Source organism: Devosia rhodophyticola (assembly GCF_028816475.1).
GTDB lineage: Bacteria > Pseudomonadota > Alphaproteobacteria > Rhizobiales > Devosiaceae > Devosia > Devosia rhodophyticola.
The window spans coordinates 3,329,956-3,347,984 of the sequence record NZ_CP118247.1 but is presented as its reverse complement, the minus strand read 5'-3'; the positions used below and the strand labels follow the sequence as shown (position 1 = coordinate 3,347,984).

Annotated in this window: 17 protein-coding genes; 2 read left to right on the top strand and 15 right to left on the bottom strand. The window is 55.5% G+C overall.

Features of this window, described 5'->3' with window-relative positions; all coding sequences use genetic code 11:
* Positions 1-34: 34 nt before the first annotated feature.
* The 5 genes from ntrX to dusB all read right to left on the bottom strand — a co-directional run bounded on the left by ntrX (position 35) and on the right by dusB (position 7,466).
* Positions 35-1,417, bottom strand: coding sequence for a nitrogen assimilation response regulator NtrX (ntrX, locus tag PSQ90_RS16390; protein WP_282211319.1), 1,383 nt, complete (start codon positions 1,415-1,417; stop codon positions 35-37).
* Positions 1,417-3,756 carry a sensor histidine kinase NtrY-like gene (locus tag PSQ90_RS16385; protein WP_282211318.1) on the bottom strand — a complete coding sequence of 780 codons (2,340 nt, stop codon included), beginning with the start codon at positions 3,754-3,756 and terminating at the stop codon, positions 1,417-1,419. Before PSQ90_RS16385 ends, ntrX begins: the two co-directional genes overlap by 1 nt.
* A 145-nt stretch (positions 3,757-3,901) precedes the next feature.
* Positions 3,902-5,350 (bottom strand): nitrogen regulation protein NR(I), encoded by a 1,449-nt coding sequence (gene ntrC / locus PSQ90_RS16380; protein WP_282211317.1) that lies wholly within the window; start codon positions 5,348-5,350, stop codon positions 3,902-3,904.
* A complete protein-coding gene (locus PSQ90_RS16375) occupies positions 5,350-6,468 on the bottom strand; it encodes a two-component system sensor histidine kinase NtrB (protein ID WP_282211316.1) in 1,119 nt (372 codons plus the stop codon). The genes ntrC and PSQ90_RS16375 overlap by 1 nt, the downstream gene beginning before the upstream one ends.
* Positions 6,465-7,466: a tRNA dihydrouridine synthase DusB gene (gene dusB, locus PSQ90_RS16370; RefSeq protein WP_282211315.1), complete on the bottom strand. Its 1,002-nt coding sequence runs from the start codon at positions 7,464-7,466 to the stop codon at positions 6,465-6,467. Before dusB ends, PSQ90_RS16375 begins: the two co-directional genes overlap by 4 nt.
* A gap of 172 nt (positions 7,467-7,638) precedes the next feature.
* Between dusB and PSQ90_RS16365 the strand changes: the two genes are divergently transcribed.
* Together PSQ90_RS16365 and PSQ90_RS16360 are read left to right on the top strand one after the other, a co-directional pair.
* Positions 7,639-8,826 (top strand): bifunctional 2-C-methyl-D-erythritol 4-phosphate cytidylyltransferase/2-C-methyl-D-erythritol 2,4-cyclodiphosphate synthase, encoded by a 1,188-nt coding sequence (locus PSQ90_RS16365; protein WP_282211314.1) that lies wholly within the window; start codon positions 7,639-7,641, stop codon positions 8,824-8,826.
* Positions 8,826-9,329, top strand: a complete 504-nt coding sequence (locus PSQ90_RS16360; RefSeq protein ID WP_282211313.1) for a CinA family protein — start codon at positions 8,826-8,828, stop codon at positions 9,327-9,329. Before PSQ90_RS16365 ends, PSQ90_RS16360 begins: the two co-directional genes overlap by 1 nt.
* A gap of 14 nt (positions 9,330-9,343) precedes the next feature.
* On the opposite strand, the gene PSQ90_RS16355 is transcribed toward PSQ90_RS16360, so the two are convergent.
* The 10 genes from PSQ90_RS16355 to PSQ90_RS16310 all read right to left on the bottom strand — a co-directional run bounded on the left by PSQ90_RS16355 (position 9,344) and on the right by PSQ90_RS16310 (position 18,026).
* Positions 9,344-9,784, bottom strand: a complete 441-nt coding sequence (locus PSQ90_RS16355; RefSeq protein WP_282211312.1) for a type II toxin-antitoxin system RatA family toxin — start codon at positions 9,782-9,784, stop codon at positions 9,344-9,346.
* The gene (gene lipA / locus PSQ90_RS16350) at positions 9,784-10,737 is read right to left on the bottom strand and encodes a lipoyl synthase (protein WP_282211311.1); all 954 of its coding nucleotides are present in this window, start codon (positions 10,735-10,737) and stop codon (positions 9,784-9,786) included. Before lipA ends, PSQ90_RS16355 begins: the two co-directional genes overlap by 1 nt.
* A 112-nt stretch (positions 10,738-10,849) precedes the next feature.
* On the bottom strand, positions 10,850-12,289 hold the full coding sequence (gene lpdA, locus PSQ90_RS16345; RefSeq protein ID WP_282211310.1) for a dihydrolipoyl dehydrogenase: 1,440 nt from the start codon (positions 12,287-12,289) through the stop codon (positions 10,850-10,852).
* Positions 12,290-12,319: 30 nt separating this feature from the next.
* Positions 12,320-12,970, bottom strand: coding sequence for an SGNH/GDSL hydrolase family protein (locus tag PSQ90_RS16340; protein WP_282211309.1), 651 nt, complete (start codon positions 12,968-12,970; stop codon positions 12,320-12,322).
* Between the two features lie 9 nt (positions 12,971-12,979).
* Positions 12,980-14,320: a pyruvate dehydrogenase complex dihydrolipoamide acetyltransferase gene (locus PSQ90_RS16335; protein ID WP_282211308.1), complete on the bottom strand. Its 1,341-nt coding sequence runs from the start codon at positions 14,318-14,320 to the stop codon at positions 12,980-12,982.
* Positions 14,321-14,332: 12 nt separating this feature from the next.
* Entirely contained in the window at positions 14,333-15,715 is a 1,383-nt protein-coding gene (locus PSQ90_RS16330) for a pyruvate dehydrogenase complex E1 component subunit beta (protein WP_282211307.1), read from the bottom strand.
* A gap of 109 nt (positions 15,716-15,824) precedes the next feature.
* Positions 15,825-16,103 carry a hypothetical protein gene (locus PSQ90_RS16325; protein ID WP_282211306.1) on the bottom strand — a complete coding sequence of 93 codons (279 nt, stop codon included), beginning with the start codon at positions 16,101-16,103 and terminating at the stop codon, positions 15,825-15,827.
* 11 nt (positions 16,104-16,114) lie between these two features.
* On the bottom strand, positions 16,115-17,134 hold the full coding sequence (gene pdhA / locus PSQ90_RS16320; RefSeq protein ID WP_282211305.1) for a pyruvate dehydrogenase (acetyl-transferring) E1 component subunit alpha: 1,020 nt from the start codon (positions 17,132-17,134) through the stop codon (positions 16,115-16,117).
* Between the two features lie 140 nt (positions 17,135-17,274).
* Entirely contained in the window at positions 17,275-17,601 is a 327-nt protein-coding gene (locus tag PSQ90_RS16315; protein ID WP_282211304.1) for an FtsB family cell division protein, read from the bottom strand.
* 92 nt (positions 17,602-17,693) lie between these two features.
* The gene (locus PSQ90_RS16310) at positions 17,694-18,026 is read right to left on the bottom strand and encodes a Dabb family protein (protein WP_282211303.1); all 333 of its coding nucleotides are present in this window, start codon (positions 18,024-18,026) and stop codon (positions 17,694-17,696) included.
* Positions 18,027-18,029: the final 3 nt, after the last annotated feature.

Here is an 18,029-nt window from a genome sequence, read left to right as displayed (position 1 = left end):
CTGCATACCGCCCAAATTCATGAGAGGTATGCCGTTAGAGCCCCAGCGACTTAATCTTTCGGTGCAACGCACTGCGCTCCATTCCGACAAACTCGGCCGTCTTGGAGATATTGCCACCAAATCGCTCGATCTGAGCCAGCAAATACTGCCGTTCAAAAACCTCGCGTGCATCCCGCAATGGCAAGCTCATCAAATGGGCTGATGCGTCCGTATCCCCAACAGTCGGCAAGACTTCGCCAATGTCGGATGGCAACATTGCTGCGGTGATGATGCCATCGCCGGGCGCCTGATCCTTCATCAGAATGAGGAGCCGTTCAATTGAGTTGCGCAACTGCCGGGCGTTTCCAGGCCAATCCTGAGCCTGCAACACCGCAATCGCATCTTCACCAACAACGAGACGCTGCAAATTATGCATGCGGCAAACCTGTTCGATGAAAACGCTGACCAAAGGCGGCACGTCTTCACGGCGTTCTCTTAGCGGGACAAGTTGCATTGGCACGATAGAAAGCCGGTGGAACAAGTCCGATCGGAACTCCCCCGCCTCAATCTGTGCGGCAATATTTTGCGAACTTGACGAAATAATGCGGACATCAATTGGCACGGCGACCTGACCGCCGACGCGATTGAACCTGTTCTCAACCAACGTGCGCAAGAGTGCCGCTTGGGTTGCCTGAGGAAGCGTTGATACCTCCGAAAGATACAATGTTCCGCCATGGGCGCGTTCCAGCGCTCCGACCTCAGCACGTAATATTCCGGATTTCTCCCTGACCTCGCGTCCAAACAACACGACCGGAACTTCGTCAGGGGCATATAGAGAGGCATTGATTTCCACGAATGGGGAATCAGCACGCGGACTGCGCTGATGAATCATCCGCGCGACCATGCCCTTACCCGTACCCGATGCACCCGATATGAATATTCGCGAATTTGTGGGGGCTGACTTTTCGATTACCCCTCGGATTTGCTGGAGCGCGGGGGAAGTGCCGACCATGTCCGCCCCCTTCCCCGCCGTCCGCTCTTTCAACTCGGCAACCTCGGTGCGCAAACGTGTGGCTTCCATGGCCCGTTGCGTGATGTGCAGCAAACGGTCAATCTTGAAAGGTTTTTCAATGTAGTCGTAAGCGCCGCGCCGTATCGCAGAAACGGCAGTTTCCACATTGCCGTGTCCCGAAATCATGACAACGGGCATATCTGGGTGTTGGGCCTGAAATACGTCTAGCAACTGCAAACCGTCTAATCTTGATCCCTGCATCCAGATGTCGAGAAATATCAAACTAGGCCGACGCCGCGCAATTTCGTTCAGTCCGCTGTCTGCATCATGGGCCTGGCGAGTTTCATAGCCCTCATCCTCCAGAATGCCGGCGATCAAGTCCCGGATGTCGTCTTCGTCGTCGATGATCAGAATATCGAGCGCCATTATTTTTCTACAACCGCAGAAAGCTGCGGCCCCTCTGATTGGTTGGGATGCGTATCCGGCGCCGCGCCGGATTTCTCATCCCCGTCTAATATTTTGATTGGACGCAACGGCAGGGTGAATGTCACGCATGCCCCAATGCGACCGTTGGCGTCGGGTTCAGCGTCTATCAGTTCCACGATGCCCCCATGCTGTTCGATAATCTTGGCAACGATAGCCAAGCCAAGCCCCGTGCCCTTTTCGCGAGTGGTCATATAGGGTTCCAGCAATCGTTGTGGGTTGTCGTGCGGCCAGCCCTTGCCGTTGTCGGAGACCGAGATCACTGCCTGACTATGTTCGATTTGGGCGGCAACCCGGATGGTGCGATCAAAATCGATCGATGTATCAACGGTCTCAAATGCTTCTACCGCATTTTTTATCAGGTTCGTCATGCACTGAGAAATGAGTCGATTGTCGAAATAGGCGTAGATCGCCGTTTCGGGCAAACTGGTCTCAATATTGATTTCGGGTAGCCGTACACTCTCCAGGAACACTGCCTGACGTATGGTATCAGAAAGATCGGCAATCTCCGGACTGGCTTCAGGCATGCGGGCGAAGGCGGAGAACTCGTCCACCATGCGCCCGATGTCGCCCACTTGGCGGACAATCGTATTGATACATTTGTCAAAAACATCCCTGTCGCCATCCAGTCTTTCGCCGTATCGCCGACGCAAACGCTCGGCCGACAATTGGATGGGGGTTAGAGGGTTCTTGATTTCGTGGGCAATACGCCGCGCCACATCCGCCCAAGCACTGGTGCGCTGAGCTGATTCCAGGTCGGTGATATCATCAAATGTAAGAACATACCCTTTGGACTCGGTCATGGAGCCTTCGCGCGTTAACTGAACCTGGTAGGTTCGGCGATCCGTTTCATTGCCCAAATAGATCTGGTCACGAACCTGCCCACGCCGTGCAGAACGGGCGCGCTCAAGCGTGGAGGTAAGTTGGGGAACGACTGTCTCGATCTTGTCCCCCATCAGATCGATTTCAGGCGTATCGAGCATTTCGCAGGCACGTGCGTTGACGAGCGTGACAGCGCCATAGGGATCCAGCCCGATAATGCCCGCCGAAACCCCTTCCACCACGGCCTCGGTAAACTGGCGGCGTTTTTCGTTCATTTCATTGGCGCTGAGAAGGGCTTCACGCTGCGACTTCAGCTGCTGCGTCATGATATTGAAACGACCACTAAGGTCACGAAGATCGCCCCTCCCCTCCTGCACAGGAACCTGCACATCAAGATCGCCCTTGCTGACGCGATTGGAGGCAATCATCAAATTTCGGATCGGATCAACAAACCTGTTCGCCAGCGCAATGCCAATCCACAGGGCACCCAGCAACAATACGACCGCCAGGCCGACATACATGATCGTAAAGGTAATCTGGAACACCAGCCTGTTCGACGCGTACTGGCGATATTCTGTTATATTTTGGTCAGTTAGACGCATATATTCAAGTACTTCTGCATCCACCGGTCGCGCTACAAACAGGTAGGTATTGTCGTACCCACGCAACTTGACAACCGAGCCAACCAAATTGGTTCGCCCCGGCGCAATGGCCGTCGGCGTTCCCTCGACCACGCCTTGCGTAATGCCGTCAGGGAGCTTCGGATAAGGTCCTTGTGCATTGATTTGAGCGCGCAACAGCGTATCGCCATTGGCAGAAATCAACGACGTAAAGGGCAGAGAACGAGTCACGGCTAGAGCAGTCAGAATGCGTTGGTACCGATCTTTGTCGGTCTCAAAGGTCCCGCGGGCCTGCTCCAGCTCAGTCGCTACCCAGATAATATCGTCTCGCAGGACCTGAGCATGCTCGAGCATATATGAACGCGCCACGAGGCGGGAGCTTTCCACCATGGTGCGCGTTCGCTCTGAAAACCATTGATCGAGTCCCTGATTGAGCGCGATTGTCGCTACAACTGCCACAATTATGGCTGGAACAGCCGCGACGAACGCGAACATGGTGACCATGCGTATTTGCAGTCCGGACCCTGCTTCACCATGCACGCGCGCTTGAATTAGCAACGCGGCTTCAGTGACCACCAACGCAATGACCAATAAAACCAGAATGCCGGTTACGACCCAAATGACTGTCCAGACTTCCGGTGACGGTTCGATATTGGTGGTTCCCGACAAAATCAGGAACGACAGCGACGACATCAACACCGAGGCGAACACCACTAGAAACCCAAGGACGCGCAAACCTCGGTTATTGTGTCCACCAAAAAACCGGCGGTTTGACTTCGATCCGCCTTTTGGTGCCAAGACACCATCCGTATCGGTAGTGGGTGGATTCGTCTCGATCATGCACTAAGCCGTAAGGCTTCCCTCATTCACAGTCGGGCAATCGCGAGTCTGACCCAATCGAGGCGAACCTTCAACATAATTGTTGCCAAAATACGACGTCGTAAAAATGTTACACCACTCTGCAACACGCTGGCGCATGCTGCGTTCACCCGTTGCGCCGACTATGTTTCACAATTTCAATGCTGTGGACGCGGATTTTTTTGCGCAGCGTATTGCGATTAAGCCCCAACAGATCAGCAGCCTTGATCTGGTTTCCGCCGCACGCATTCAGTGCCATGGCAATCAACGGCGCCTCGACGCGGTCAATAACCCGCTGGTACAAACCAGCTGGCGGCAAATTGGGTTCATACTCTCCCAACACTTGCCCAATATGTGCTTCCACCGCGACTGAGACGTCGACTGGCCCCCCGCCGGAATTTACCTGCGGACGCTCGGCAATGTTCAACTCATTCTGGACAATTTCAACCGAAATGCTTTCGTCAGCATATAGAGCGGACAACCGCCGAACCAAGTTCTCCAATTCACGAACATTGCCCGGCCATGAATAATTCTGCATCAGCTTGATGGCGTCCGACGTTATGGTTTTGACCGGCTCGCCTTCGCGTTGGGCAACGCGGAGGAAATGTAGGGTAAGATCGCCAATATCATCGACCCTTTCGCGCAATGGCGGCAGTCGGATCGGTACCACATTCAGCCGATAATATAGATCTTCGCGGAAAAGGCCCTGCCGAATCATTTGCCCGAGATCGCGGTGCGTAGCAGCGACAATCCGCACGTTAGTCTTTATGGCGCTCCGCCCGCCGACCATGGTGTACTCGCCTTCCTGCAACACCCGCAGCAGGCGCGTTTGGGCATCCATCGGCATATCGCCAATCTCGTCCAGAAAAAGCGTCCCACCCTCGGCCTGCTCAAACCGCCCCGAAGAACGCGCATTGGCACCGGTAAAGGCACCTTTTTCATACCCAAACAGTTCAGCCTCGATCAGATCGCGCGGGATAGCCGCCATATTGATGGCGACGAACGGGCCGTTGCGGCGTTTGCCGAAGTCGTGCAGGGCCCTCGCAACAAGTTCCTTGCCGGTGCCGCTCTCGCCGGTAATCATGACCGTCAAGTCAGTCTGCATTAGCCGCGCCAGCGCCCTATAGATTTCCTGCATGGCTGCCGAACGCCCAACGAGCGGCATCGTCTCGCCGACCTCATCGGCGTTGCGTTGGCCCGTGGTGGGTTTCTTGGCGTCTGCGAGCGCACGCGCCACCACCGACAGGACCTCGGTAATATCGAACGGCTTCGGCAAATATTCGTAAGCACCGACTTCATTGGCGCGAATGGCCGTCATGAAGGTATTTTGCGCGCTCATTACGATCATGGGCAGGTCTGGGCGCAATTTCTTGATCTTGGGCATGACTTCAAACGCATTGCCATCCGGCATTGCTACGTCGGTAATCAGAACATCGCCCTCACCCCGACTGACCCAATTCCACATCGTGGAAATATTGCCGGTCGGCCGCACCTCGTAACCGGCGCGCGTCAGTGCCTGATTGAGCACCATGCGAATGGCGGCGTCATCATCTGCCAGCAGAACAACATGGCTCATCAGGACGCTCCTTTTGTCGTCGAACTGTCCGAATACCGATTGACTACCGGCAACAAAATCCTGAATCGGGTGCGTCCAGGTCGACTATCGCAATCGATGACCCCCCCGTGGTCACCCACGATTTTCGCAACGAGCGCCAACCCCAATCCCGAGCCATTGATTTTTGTTGTTACAAATGGATCAAACAGAAATGGCAGAACATCGGGCGGCACGCCTGGTCCGTTGTCCTCGACGACAATTTCAAGCGGCAGCGAAATTCGTTCGGAAACCCCCGTCACCGCAATGCGGATACCCGGACGGAAGGCTGTAGATAGCTTGATTTCAGGATTTTGTGTTTTTTCAAGAGCTTCCGACGCATTTTTAATCAGATTTAGCACAACCTGAATGAGCTGATCGCGATGCCCGAGTACCGGCGGCAGCGACGGATCGTACTCTTCAAATATGCCGACGCCGCGCGCAACGCCATTACTGGCAAGCAACTTCACACGATCCAGAATGGCGTGAATATTGATAGGTTCACTTTCGAGCGGCCGGTCGTCCCCAAAAACTTCGACCCGGTCGAGCAGGCCGACGATGCGATCCGTTTCCTCACGGATCAGGCGCGCCAAAACAATTTCGTCACTGGTAACCGTCTGTTCCAGGAGTTGAGCTGCCCCACGAATGCCCGACAGCGGGTTCTTGATTTCATGGGCAAGCATCGCGGCCAGCCCCGTCACCGACCGGGCAGCCCCGCGTGAGACCATCTGCCGATCAATCTTGTCCGCCATGGTGCGTTCCTGGATAAGCAGCACCACGCGTCCATCATTGTCGGCAATAGGCGTAGCGAAGACGTCCGCGATCCGCTCCTCGCCAAATCGCGATGACCCGATGCGCACGCGGTATTCGGTCATCGGCGCCCGACGCGCCGCGACCGTTTCTACCAATCCGATCACCGGAGAACCAAACGCGACAAGATCATCAAGCTTCTGGCGGCCGAGTACGCTCTGTGACGCCCCGAAAAAGGTTTCTGCGGCATAATTGGCGAAACTGATCTGCCGGTCTTCGGTACAAACAATTATTGGCTGCGGCAGTGACTGCAGCACGGCAAAGGCGGGAATGTTCTCCGTGACAATTTTCATGCAGCCGCCCTGCACTCACCTGAGTAGAACTGTTCGATCATGGCGAGGACTTCCGCAGGCTGATCGCAATTTAACAACCGAGATCGGTCCGCTTTCTCAAGCACAATTTCACTAGCTTCCAGATACCAATCCAGATGCTTGCGGGCCGCGCGGAATCCGATTGCGGTACCATATTCAATCAAAACTTCTTCGTAGTGCTCCTGCACCAGCGCAACAAGATCCGGACCTTTGGGGCTTTCAGGCGGTGTCGCACCCGCCAACAGCGCCCCCACCTGCCCTACCAGCCACGGTTGTCCCTGCGCCCCGCGTCCGATCATCACAGCCGCCGCACCTGACAGATCAAGCGCCTCACGCGCGCTTTCGATTGATGTGATATCGCCATTGACGACCACGGGCACATTGACGGCGTTAACCACTTCACGCACCGGCGCCCAGCGCGCTTCACCCTTGTAAAACTGCTTCCGGGTCCTGCCATGCACAGTTATCATCTGCACGCCTGCATCAACGGCACGGCGCGCCATGTCGGCGGCGTTCAAATTATCGTCGTCCCAGCCCAATCGCATTTTGACTGTCACCGGTAGCGGAGTCGCTTTGACAACCGACTCGACCAGCGTCATCGCTTGATCGGGAACACGCATCAGCGCCGATCCAGCGTAGCCGTTGGTAACGCGTTTGGATGGGCAGCCAAAGTTGATATCAATGACGTCCGCACCAGCATCGTGCGCAATCTCGGCGCCGAGTTGCATCCACTGCCCCTCGCAGCCAGCCAATTGAACCACATGAGGCAATGATCCCGCCTTGCCCAGCTTTCGCACCATTTCCGCGTGCCCCGTCCCCAGGGCGGCACTGGCAATCATTTCCGAGACGACCAATCCCGCACCAAACCGTTCAGCAATCTGCCGAAATGGACGATCAGTGATTCCAGCCATGGGCGCTAAAAACGCACTATTTCGAGCGTTCTGTTTGCCGATATTCAACTGATAGGTAGCTTCCGACACATTTGCCCCTAAAATAGCCATCTTCTAACATTGCCTGCATAGTAGTCAAAACATGTGCAGGTGCAACTTCTTTACGCAGATGACGCCCATCCCCTACGCAAAGCTTGCCGATGCCAAGAGCTGCCGCTAGACCATTTGAGTGTGACATTTTCGTGTGTGAGCTCCAGACTTTATGCGTTCCAGATCAATAGCCGTAATTGTGGTGGCAGCCGGTCGAGGCGAACGCGCCAGCATTTCTGGCAACGAGCCGCCGAAGCAATATCGGCCTATTAACGGCGTCCCCATGTTGTCACGCACGATTCAGGCCTTCCTGGCATTGCCAAACATTAGCCTCGTTCTGCCCGTTATTCACGCTGACCATGCCAAACGCTACGACGAATTGCACAGTGATGACCCACGCTTGAGCGGACCGGTCGTTGGCGGAACCACCCGACAAGCATCTGTTCTCGCTGGCCTGCAGTTTCTTGTGAATACGCCGCCCGATCTGGTCCTAATTCACGATGCAGCGCGCCCATTTGTTGAGCCTGCCGTTATTGAGGCAGTCATCGCAGCGCTTGATGTGAGCGACGCCAGCTTGCCCGCCATTGCCGTTACCGACACGATAAAGCGCTCCGATGGCCAACGAGTTTTGGCAACCGAGGACCGACGCACGTTGTTCGCAGCCCAAACTCCTCAGGGCTTCCGCTTTCCCGCCATTTTGTCAGCCCACTTGCGCGCCTCGGCCGCCCCCCAACAGTTTACTGACGATGCCGAGATCGCCGAATGGGCTGGCATGCACGTCTCTCTAACGCCGGGCAGCCACAGAAATATCAAAATTACCCACGCCGAAGACTTCAACCGCGCCACCAACCTTGTCGAGAATACAATGCAGATGGAAACACGTGTCGGCACCGGATTCGATGTACACGCGTTCGAAAACGGCGAGTCCGTGTGGTTAGGGGGCATTGAGATTCCTCACGACCGCAAGCTAAAGGGTCATTCAGACGCTGACGTCGCGCTTCATGCCCTCACAGACGCGATTTACGGCGCGCTCGGCGAAGGCGATATCGGATCGCATTTTCCTCCAAGCGATGAACAGTGGCGAGGGGCGGCGTCGAGCATTTTTCTGCAACATGCAGTTGCAATGATTGCCGCAAGGTCTGGTCGCATAGTCAATCTTGACGTGACAATCGTTTGTGAGAAGCCCAAGATTGGTCCCCACGTTGCCGATATGCGTGCCAGAATTGCTGAAATTTGCCAAATTTCAGCGTCTCGTGTGGCGATCAAGGCGACAACCAGTGAACAACTGGGCTTTACTGGACGCGAAGAAGGAATTGTCGCAATGGCCAGCGCAAGTATCGAAATACCGAGGCAGGATTGATGGCAAAAAAAACGCCTGCTGATCCGGCCCGTCAAGTCGTCCAACTGCTTACCGAAGCAGGGCAAACCGTCGTCACGGTCGAAAGTTGTACGGGTGGCCTCGTTGCTGCTGCAATAACTGACGTTCCCGGCGCCTCTGCTGTACTCTACGGCGGCTACATTACCTATGCCAACACCGCCAAAACGCGCATGATCAGGGTTCCCGCACGCCTGGTGCGCGATTATGGCGCCGTTTCCAATCAAGTGGCGCGGGCGATGGCGGATGGAGCGCGCAATACCGCCCGCACTGATTTTGCAATCGCGGTAACTGGTATAGCTGGACCCGATGGTGGCTCGGACAAGAAGCCCGTCGGCTTGGTCTATGTGGCTGTGTCCTCGGAGAATGCCACGTTGGTCATAGAAAACCGCTTTGGTGACATTGGCCGCGACAATATCCGGGCTGAAAGCGTCCATGCCGCACTGAAGTTGATGCTGCAGGTATTAGTCGAACCGCCAATTCAGTAACGCAGCGTGCCGGTTCAGACACCGAAACGTCTGTCGGCTTCCGACGCAAATGCGCGCATGATTTCGTCCTGTTTGGCAGCAAACGCCGGCTCGGCGACAGCTGCCACAAGGGGGTTGGAAATCTTAAAGTCGATCTCGAACTGCACACGCGTACCCATGCCTTCCGGCGTAAATCGCCACTCGCTATCGAGATAAGAAAATGGCCCATCCACCGCCTTTGCCCTGATTGTTCTTTCATCGGGATCGGCTACCACACGGCTCGTATAAGCTTGGGTGATAGGGCCAAACGATAATGTCATTTTGGCAAGTTTGGTATTGTCGCCCGCCGTCGGATCAGACCGGACATCCATAGCTTTGCAATTGGGTATGAAGCGGGGATAATCGGCCAAATCGGACACAATTTCAAACATCCGGTCCGGCAGATGAGGCACGTGTAGTTCAAAATATCGCTTCATCAGTGCCCGTGCTTTGCCAATCGAGCAGCTTTCAGGCGAGCAAAATCCTCGCCAGCGTGATGGGACGAGCGCGTCAGCGGACTGGAAGATACCAACGAAAATCCCTTGGCATTGGCCACCGTCGCGTATGACTTGAACTCTTCTGGTGTGACGAACCCAATTACCGGATGGTGCTTTTTGGTCGGCTGCAAATATTGCCCGATAGTCAGGAAATCAACATCGGCGCTGCGCAGATCGTCCATGAGCTGCAGCACCTCATTACGCTCTTCTCCCAGCCCAACCATGATTCCAGACTTGGTGAACATGGTGGGATCAAGTTCCTTGACCCGCTGCAGTAGCCGGATCGAGTGGAAGTAGCGCGCACCCGGACGAACCTTCAGATATTTCGACGGTACCGTTTCAAGATTGTGATTGAACACATCAGGCTTGGCGGCCACCACAATTTCCAGGGCCCCTTCCTTGCGCAGGAAGTCAGGCGTCAAAATCTCTATGGTGGTGTTGGGATTGCGCGCGCGAATAGCCCGGATAACGGATGCGAAATGGTTGGCGCCTCCATCCTCAAGGTCGTCTCTATCGACTGAGGTAATCACAACATGCTGCAATCCGAGCTTTTGCACCGCCACGGCAACTTTTTCCGGCTCACTGGCATCCAGTGGACCCGGTAGACCCGTGCGCACGTTGCAAAAGGCACAGGCGCGCGTACAAATTTCGCCCATGATCATGAAGGTCGCGTGCTTCTTGGACCAGCACTCGCCGATATTGGGACAGCCCGCCTCTTCGCAAACTGTCACCAGACCATTTTCGCGAACGATCTGCTGGGTTTCCTTGTAAATCGGCGAACCTGGGGCTTTGACCCGAATCCAATCCGGCTTGCGTAACACCACACTATCGGGGCGATGCTGTTTTTCCGGATGGCGCGGACGCGCTACGCTACTGTCGATGAGTGTGACCACACCATGTCCTAACTTAGACGCTTAAGCAGCCTGCCATGCGGGCCTGCTTTTGCACTGATATCGCCCCCCGAGAGCAATGGTTCAACCCCAGTTGGCGACTTGCCGCTATGCACTAAATGTTCAAGGCTCGCCCGTACGCATCGAGCACGCTTTCTTTCATGGTTTCCGAAAGCGTTGGATGCGGGAAGATCGTATGCATGAGATCTTCCTCGGTGGTTTCCAGATTCATCGAAATGACAAACCCTTGAATCAACTCGGTAACTTCAGCGCCAACCATGTGCGCGCCCAACAGTTCGCCGGTCTTGGCGTCAAAGATGGTCTTGACCAACCCGTCAGGCTCGCCAAGCGCAATCGCCTTGCCGTTGCCAATAAAGGGGAACCGGCCAACTTTGATCTCACGTCCGCTTTCCTTGGCCTTTGCCTCGGTCAAACCAACGCTGGCGACCTGGGGCTCACAATAAGTGCAGCCGGGAATCTTGGTTTTGTCGAGCCCATGAACTTTTTGGCCGGCGATGGTTTCCACCGTTATGACAGCCTCGTGCTCTGCCTTATGTGCTAACATCGGGGGCCCCGCGACGTCACCAATTGCCCACACCCCGTTAACATTGGTGCGACCGTGACCGTCAACAACAATGGCGCCGCGATCAATTTTGACGCCAATGCTCTCAAGTCCGAGACCTTCGGTATTGCATTGCACACCGACCGCTGAAATCAGTTTCTCGCCAGAAATTTTCTGCTTCTCGCCAGACTTGGTTTCGACATGGGCAACGACGCCATCTTTGGTCTTCTCGACCTTGGTGACTTTGGTGTCCGTCAAAATCTTGATGCCACGCTTTTCCAAGCGCTTGCGCGCCATGGCTGAAATCTCGGCGTCTTCAACCGGCATGATTTGCGGCAGAAGTTCGATGATCGTCACCTCGGCGCCAAGTGAGCGATAAAACGATGCAAATTCAACTCCGATGGCGCCGGACCCCATGACCACCAGCGACTTTGGCATGGCGTCGGGTTTCAGTGCTTCGAAATAGGTCCAAATCTTGTCGCCATCGGGCTCAATGCCGGGCAGAACGCGGGGACGAGCGCCCGTTGCCACAATGATGTTCTTGGCTTTGTAGGTGCCTTCCCCAAGTGGCTTTTTGGGCACTGGCCCCTGCGGCTCGACAATCTTCTTCTTGGTCGGCGCAACCTTGATCTCACCGGGCTTGGTAATGACCGCTTCGCCCCAGATGATGTCCACCTTGTTCTTCTTCATCAGGAATTGAACGCCATTGTTCATCTGCGCGGCAATGTCGCGTGAACGTTTGACGATCCCATCCATGTCGAAGCCAAACTTCTCGGCGGTCAATCCGTAGTCCTTGGCATGCCCCATGTGGCCGTATATTTCGGCAGTCCGCAACAACGCCTTGGTAGGAATACAACCCCAGTTGGAGCAGATCCCGGCCATATGCTCGCGCTCGACAATGCCCACTTTCATACCAAGCTGGGCAGCACGAATGGCAGCTACATATCCGCCAGGACCGGCGCCGATAACGAGAAGATCATATGGGTCAGCCATCAGGGCCTCCAGAAGTCGAATTGTGTGGGATCAGAGATCCAACAAGGAAGTAACCAGCGGAACGATTGCTGCGCCGATGGCTTTGGTATTTGCCGCATCCAGATGCACACCATCCGCTGGATCAGCGACGGCAACGCTGGCAGCATCGAAATAGGCAACGCCTTCTTCGTCGGCACGACGACGATAGTGTTCGCCAAATTGCAAGGATTGCCCGCGGGCATACTCATACCCGCCAAAATGCCCCATCATATCGGCGTTGTCGCTTGCGCATACCAAGGGAGGCGACACGATCAGTATTTTCGGAATTGGCTCGCCGACACTGGCAAAATGTCCCCGCACGATCTGAATCAGACGCCGCATCCCAAATGAAGCCTCTCGGGCACTGCCACAAACCGAGGGTTTGATGTCATTTGTGCCCAGCATGATGACGATGAGGTCCAATGGCGCGTGGCTGGCCAAAAGGGTTGGTAAAATCCGGGCCCCATTACGGTCGGCGTTGGCGCCCCAATCGTCATAGACAGTTGTGCGTCCACCTAGACCTTCAGCAATCACCCGGGCCTTGCCAACCATGGCCGCCTCAAGAGCGCCGGGCCAGCGGTCTTCGTGTGCGTGCCGCGCACCATCTGGTTGAGGATTGGCACCAAAGGTCAGGCTGTCACCAAAGCAAAGTATGGATTTCATGCCCTGCCCCTAGGCCAGCATCATCACGGGGGTTTCGATCAACCCCTTGAACACGCCCAGCACTTCAGCGCCCAGAGCGCCATCAACAGCCCGGTGATCGCAGGAAAGCGTCACTGTCATGAAATTGCCGACCTTGACCTGCCCTTTGTCTGCATAAACGCGCTCGTCACCGACGCCTACCGCCAAAATGGTGCCATGGGGTGGATTGATGACCGCCGAGAAATGCTTGATCCCGAACATGCCCAGATTGGAGACCGAACTTGCCCCGCCCTGATATTCGTGCGGCGCCAGCTTTTTGGACTTGGCACGACCAGCCAGATCTTTGACCTCTTCGGAGATTTCACGCAGCGATTTGGTATCGCACGATTTAACGACAGGCGTGAAAAGCCCGCCGGGCACGGCGACGGCAACCGCAACATCTGAGCGCTTGTGATAGAGGATCGAATCTTCGGCCCATGTCGCGTTGGCGAGCGGCACCCGCTGCAAGGCAACAGCCCAGGCCTTCATCACAAAATCATTGACCGAAAGCTTGAAAGCAGGTTTGCCTTCCTTGGATTTCGGGGCAGTCGCATTGATTTGCGCCCGGGCCGCCAACAGGTCGTCAATCTGGCAATCAAGCGATAGATAGAAATGGGGAATAGTCTGTTTGGCTTCGGTCAAACGGGCGGCAACAACCTTGCGCATCCCGTCGTTAGCGACAATCTCGTAGCTATCCTCAGGATAGAGCGCAATCACCTGTGCCTTACTCATGCCCCCAGCGATTGCTGCACCCGCTGGGGCCGAAGCACCAACCTTGGCGACGGTTCCCTTGCCCGACTTGGCGGCTTCCACGTCAGCTTTGATAACACGGCCACGCGGACCAGATCCCGCAATAGCGGCGACATCCAGTCCAGCTTCTTTTGCCAGCCGCCGCGCCAAAGGCGATGCGAAGACTTTTTCGCCGTCTGCCTTTGCCGGTGCTGGCGAAGGAGCCGGTGCCGCAGCGGCCTGCGTAGTTGAATTTACGCGCGAGGGTGCACCCGATTCAGATTTGGCTTCTGCCTTTGGTTCAGGCGCCGCCTCGGGCTTGGGCGCTGTTGAAGACGCCTTTATGGCATCAGCGTTTTCGCCCTCTTCCAGCAGAACCGCAATGACTGCGTTTACCTTCACATTGTCGGTGCCTTCGGCCACAACAATCTTGCCGATCTTGCCTTCATCAACCGCTTCCACTTCCATGGTGGCCTTATCGGTTTCAATCTCTGCAATAACATCGCCCGAGGAAACGCTATCGCCCTCCTTGACGTGCCACTTGGCGAGCTTGCCCTCTTCCATTGTGGGGGAAAGCGCCGGCATTGTAATTTCTATCGGCATCAGAACTCTCCCTTACGAACGGTAGGTCACAGCGTTGACCGCTGCAATGACGTCATCGACGTGGGGCAACGCCAGCTTCTCAAGATTGGCGGCATAGGGCATGGGAACATCTTTGCCGGTGACCCGGATGACGGGGGCGTCCAGATAATCAAATGCCTGTTCGTTGACCTGAGCAGAAATCTCGGCCCCGATGCCGCCCTGCGGCCAACCCTCTTCCACCGTAACAAGCCGCCCGGTCTTTTTGACCGAAGCAATAACTGTATCCATATCGAGTGGCCGCAAAGTGCGCAGATCAATCAGTTCGACATCGACACCAGCCGCGACAAGTTTCTCGGTGGCCTGGGTCGCATAACGCATGCCCATAGAGAACGAGACGATAGTCACGTCCGCACCAGCCCGGGCGATGCGCGCCTTGCCGATTGGTAGGACAAAGTCATCAACCTTGGGCACTTCGCCCGTCGAGCCGTAAAGCACTTCATTCTCAAGGAAAATCACGGGATTGGGCGACCGAATGGCCGCCTTGAGCAACCCCTTTGCGTCGGCCGCACTATAGGGCGCGATAACGGTCAATCCGGGGACATGGGAATACCATGCCGAATAATCCTGACTATGCTGCGCTCCAACGCGCGAGGCAACCCCATTGGGGCCGCGGAACACAATCGGCGCGGTAACCTGCCCACCAGACATATAAAGCTGTTTGGCAGCCGAATTGATGATCTGATCAATTGCCTGCATGGCAAAGTTCCAGGTCATGAACTCGACAATCGGCTTCAGCCCGGCAAAGGCCGCGCCAACCGCCAATCCAGCAAACCCATGCTCGGTAATTGGAGTGTCGACGACGCGCTCGGGACCGAATTCTTGCAGAAGGTTCTGCGTAATCTTGTAGGCGCCCTGATATTCGGCAACTTCCTCACCGATAATGAAGACATCCTTGTCGCGACGCAGTTCTTCAGCCATTGCCTCGTTCAGAGCCTGCCGAACCGTCATTTCGACCATTTCGACATCCGCAGGAAGATCCGGATCGCTGGCGGGTTCGAATTTTGGCGCTGCGGCAGTTTTTTCGGCAGCCGGGTCTACACCATTTTCAGCAGCAACCACCGGAGCTTCTGCAGGTTCGGGAACAGTCTTTGCGACCTCGATATCTTCCGCCTTTTCGCCCTCGCCCAATACTATGGCGATTGGCGTGTTGACCTTGACGTTGTCAGTCCCCTCGGCGACCAGCAACTGGTTGACCACGCCGCTATCCACCGACTCGACCTCCATCGTGGCCTTGTCGGTTTCAATTTCGGCCAAGACATCGCCCGGCGAAACCGTGTCGCCCTCTTTGACGAGCCATTTGGACAGTTTGCCCTCTTCCATCGTGGGAGACAGCGCAGGCATCAAGATATTTGGCATTCAACTCTCCTGCCGAAACGTCCAGGCATCAAAAATACGGACGAGCGGAAACCGCAGTTAATAGGCAAAGCCGAAACGGGTAGGCCCGAAACGACACTTTCATTCAAACTCAATTGCTAGCGGCACTACCGAACATGCTGCTAAGCACCGATCCCAGAACGATCAACACCAGAAAAGTGGTGATGGCCCGGGTATAAGTCGCATACCGCGCTGCGGCATCCGGGCTGATCCGGGCCTTGATCGCCCCAAATTTCCACCAGCCCAGCCAGAAAAAACCTGCCAAACCGTCGCTTTGTGGCGACAAGCGCACCATTGCCTGCGCCTCCCGGACGGCAAGTGCCAGTGCAAGGAGAGCCAGTACAATGATGACACCAACCAGAATGGCCAAGACCGAACTCGCTACGCGCTGATTGTAATATCGGTCCACAGCTCCGAGGCATCGGGCTCTGGATCGTTGGTGGCGAAATCAGCTGCCTCTGTAACAATGGCGCGAATTTTGGTCTCGATTTCCTTGAGCTCGTCCTCAGTCGCGTGCTTTTCCGACAGAATTCGTGCCTTGACCTGTTCGATCGGATCGCGCTCCTGCCGGTATTTGGTCACTTCGTCCTTGCTTCGGTATTTCGCCGGATCGGACATTGAATGGCCGCGATATCGATAGGTGAGCATTTCCAGAATGTACGGCCCTTTACCCGAGCGCGCATGCTCAATAGCCCGTTCGGCTGCATCATGAACCAGGCGGACATCCATACCGTCCACCTGCTCACCGGGAATGTCAAAGGACTGGCCACGCTGCGAGAAATCTGTTGTCGCCGACGAACGTTCAACCGATGTGCCCATGGCGTATTTATTGTTTTCGATCACGTAAACGACCGGAAGATTCCAGAGCTTGGCCATATTGAAGCTCTCGTAAACCTGTCCTTGATTGGCCGCGCCATCACCAAAATAGGCAATGCTGACCGAACCGTCGCCCTTATATTTGCTGGCGAAAGCCAAACCGGTACCCAGCGACACCTGAGCGCCTACAATCCCGTTGCCGCCGTAGAAGCGGTGTTCCAGAGAGAACATGTGCATTGAGCCGCCCTTGCCACCCGACAATCCGCCCGCGCGACCGGTCAATTCAGCCATAACCCCACGGGGCTCAAGTCCCATGACGAGCATGTGTCCATGGTCGCGATAACCGGTGATCTGTGCGTCTTCGCCCTTTTTCGAAGCCATGGTGACGCCGGTGACGACCGCTTCCTGACCGATATAGAGATGGCAGAACCCGCCGATCAGGCCCATTCCGTACATCTGGCCGGCTTTTTCCTCAAACCGCCGAACAAGAAGCATGTCGTGATAAGCCGACAACTCCTGCTCCTTGTTGAATTGGGGAGAATTCGTTTGCGTCTTGGCCTTGGTGGCCACAGCCCTACGCGCCATCTGTTACGCTCCGGATCGTTTGAGTTTGCCGCAAGGCCATTTTGCCCTGTTGCCGCACCCTAGCACAACCCCGGCCACCGCAATAGCAATCTGAATATGGTGCTATCTTACGTGCAACTAGCTGAATTGTATAAATTAAATTAGTTGAACTTGTTTTCAGTTAAATTTTGAGATGAACTCATTATTGGTTTACCCGTGTTTGGATCAACCATGACGATAACGTCGTCCGCGTTGGCCATATTGAGCAGCGCCCTCGCCTTCTCGGTGATGATATCGGGATCGAGGCGGTCGGCATTGAGCAGCGTCGCGCGATGCTTGTAAGCATCGATCTCGGCTTGCAGAGCCGCAGATTGCCCACTCAAACGGGCGATGTCGACAAGGATATCCTTGCGACTTTCAATACCAAATTGCCCGCCAATCGCGGAAAATCCGAGATAGCCGAGAAAACCAACGAGCGCCGCCGTCAATGCGAGCGGGCGCCAAAATGGGGGACGTTTCAGTCGGGTGGACATGGACACATATACCGGCGTTGAATTGTCCGATTATGGACTGCAATGCCTTAACGCCCCGTTGCTCCTCGCTGGACGGCCTCGAAATCTAGTTCCATGAACGTTTCAACTTCCGGCACCCATCGGGTTTTGACAAAGCCAACGTGATCGGGATGGGTGTTATAAGCCGCGTAATCTGCCGGTGTTGAAAATTCCATGACGAAGCCGAAGCCATAGCTGGCTTTTGGACTGACCTGCTTTAGCTGCTCAAAGTTCAGTACGCCCGGAATGTTCGCAAGAATTTTGGCATCGCGGAGGAACGCCTTCTCTTCCTCGGAACCCGGGGCATGCTTGAGCGTAAACACCACGGAATGGCGGATTGTCGTTTCTTGCAGTACAGACACGGC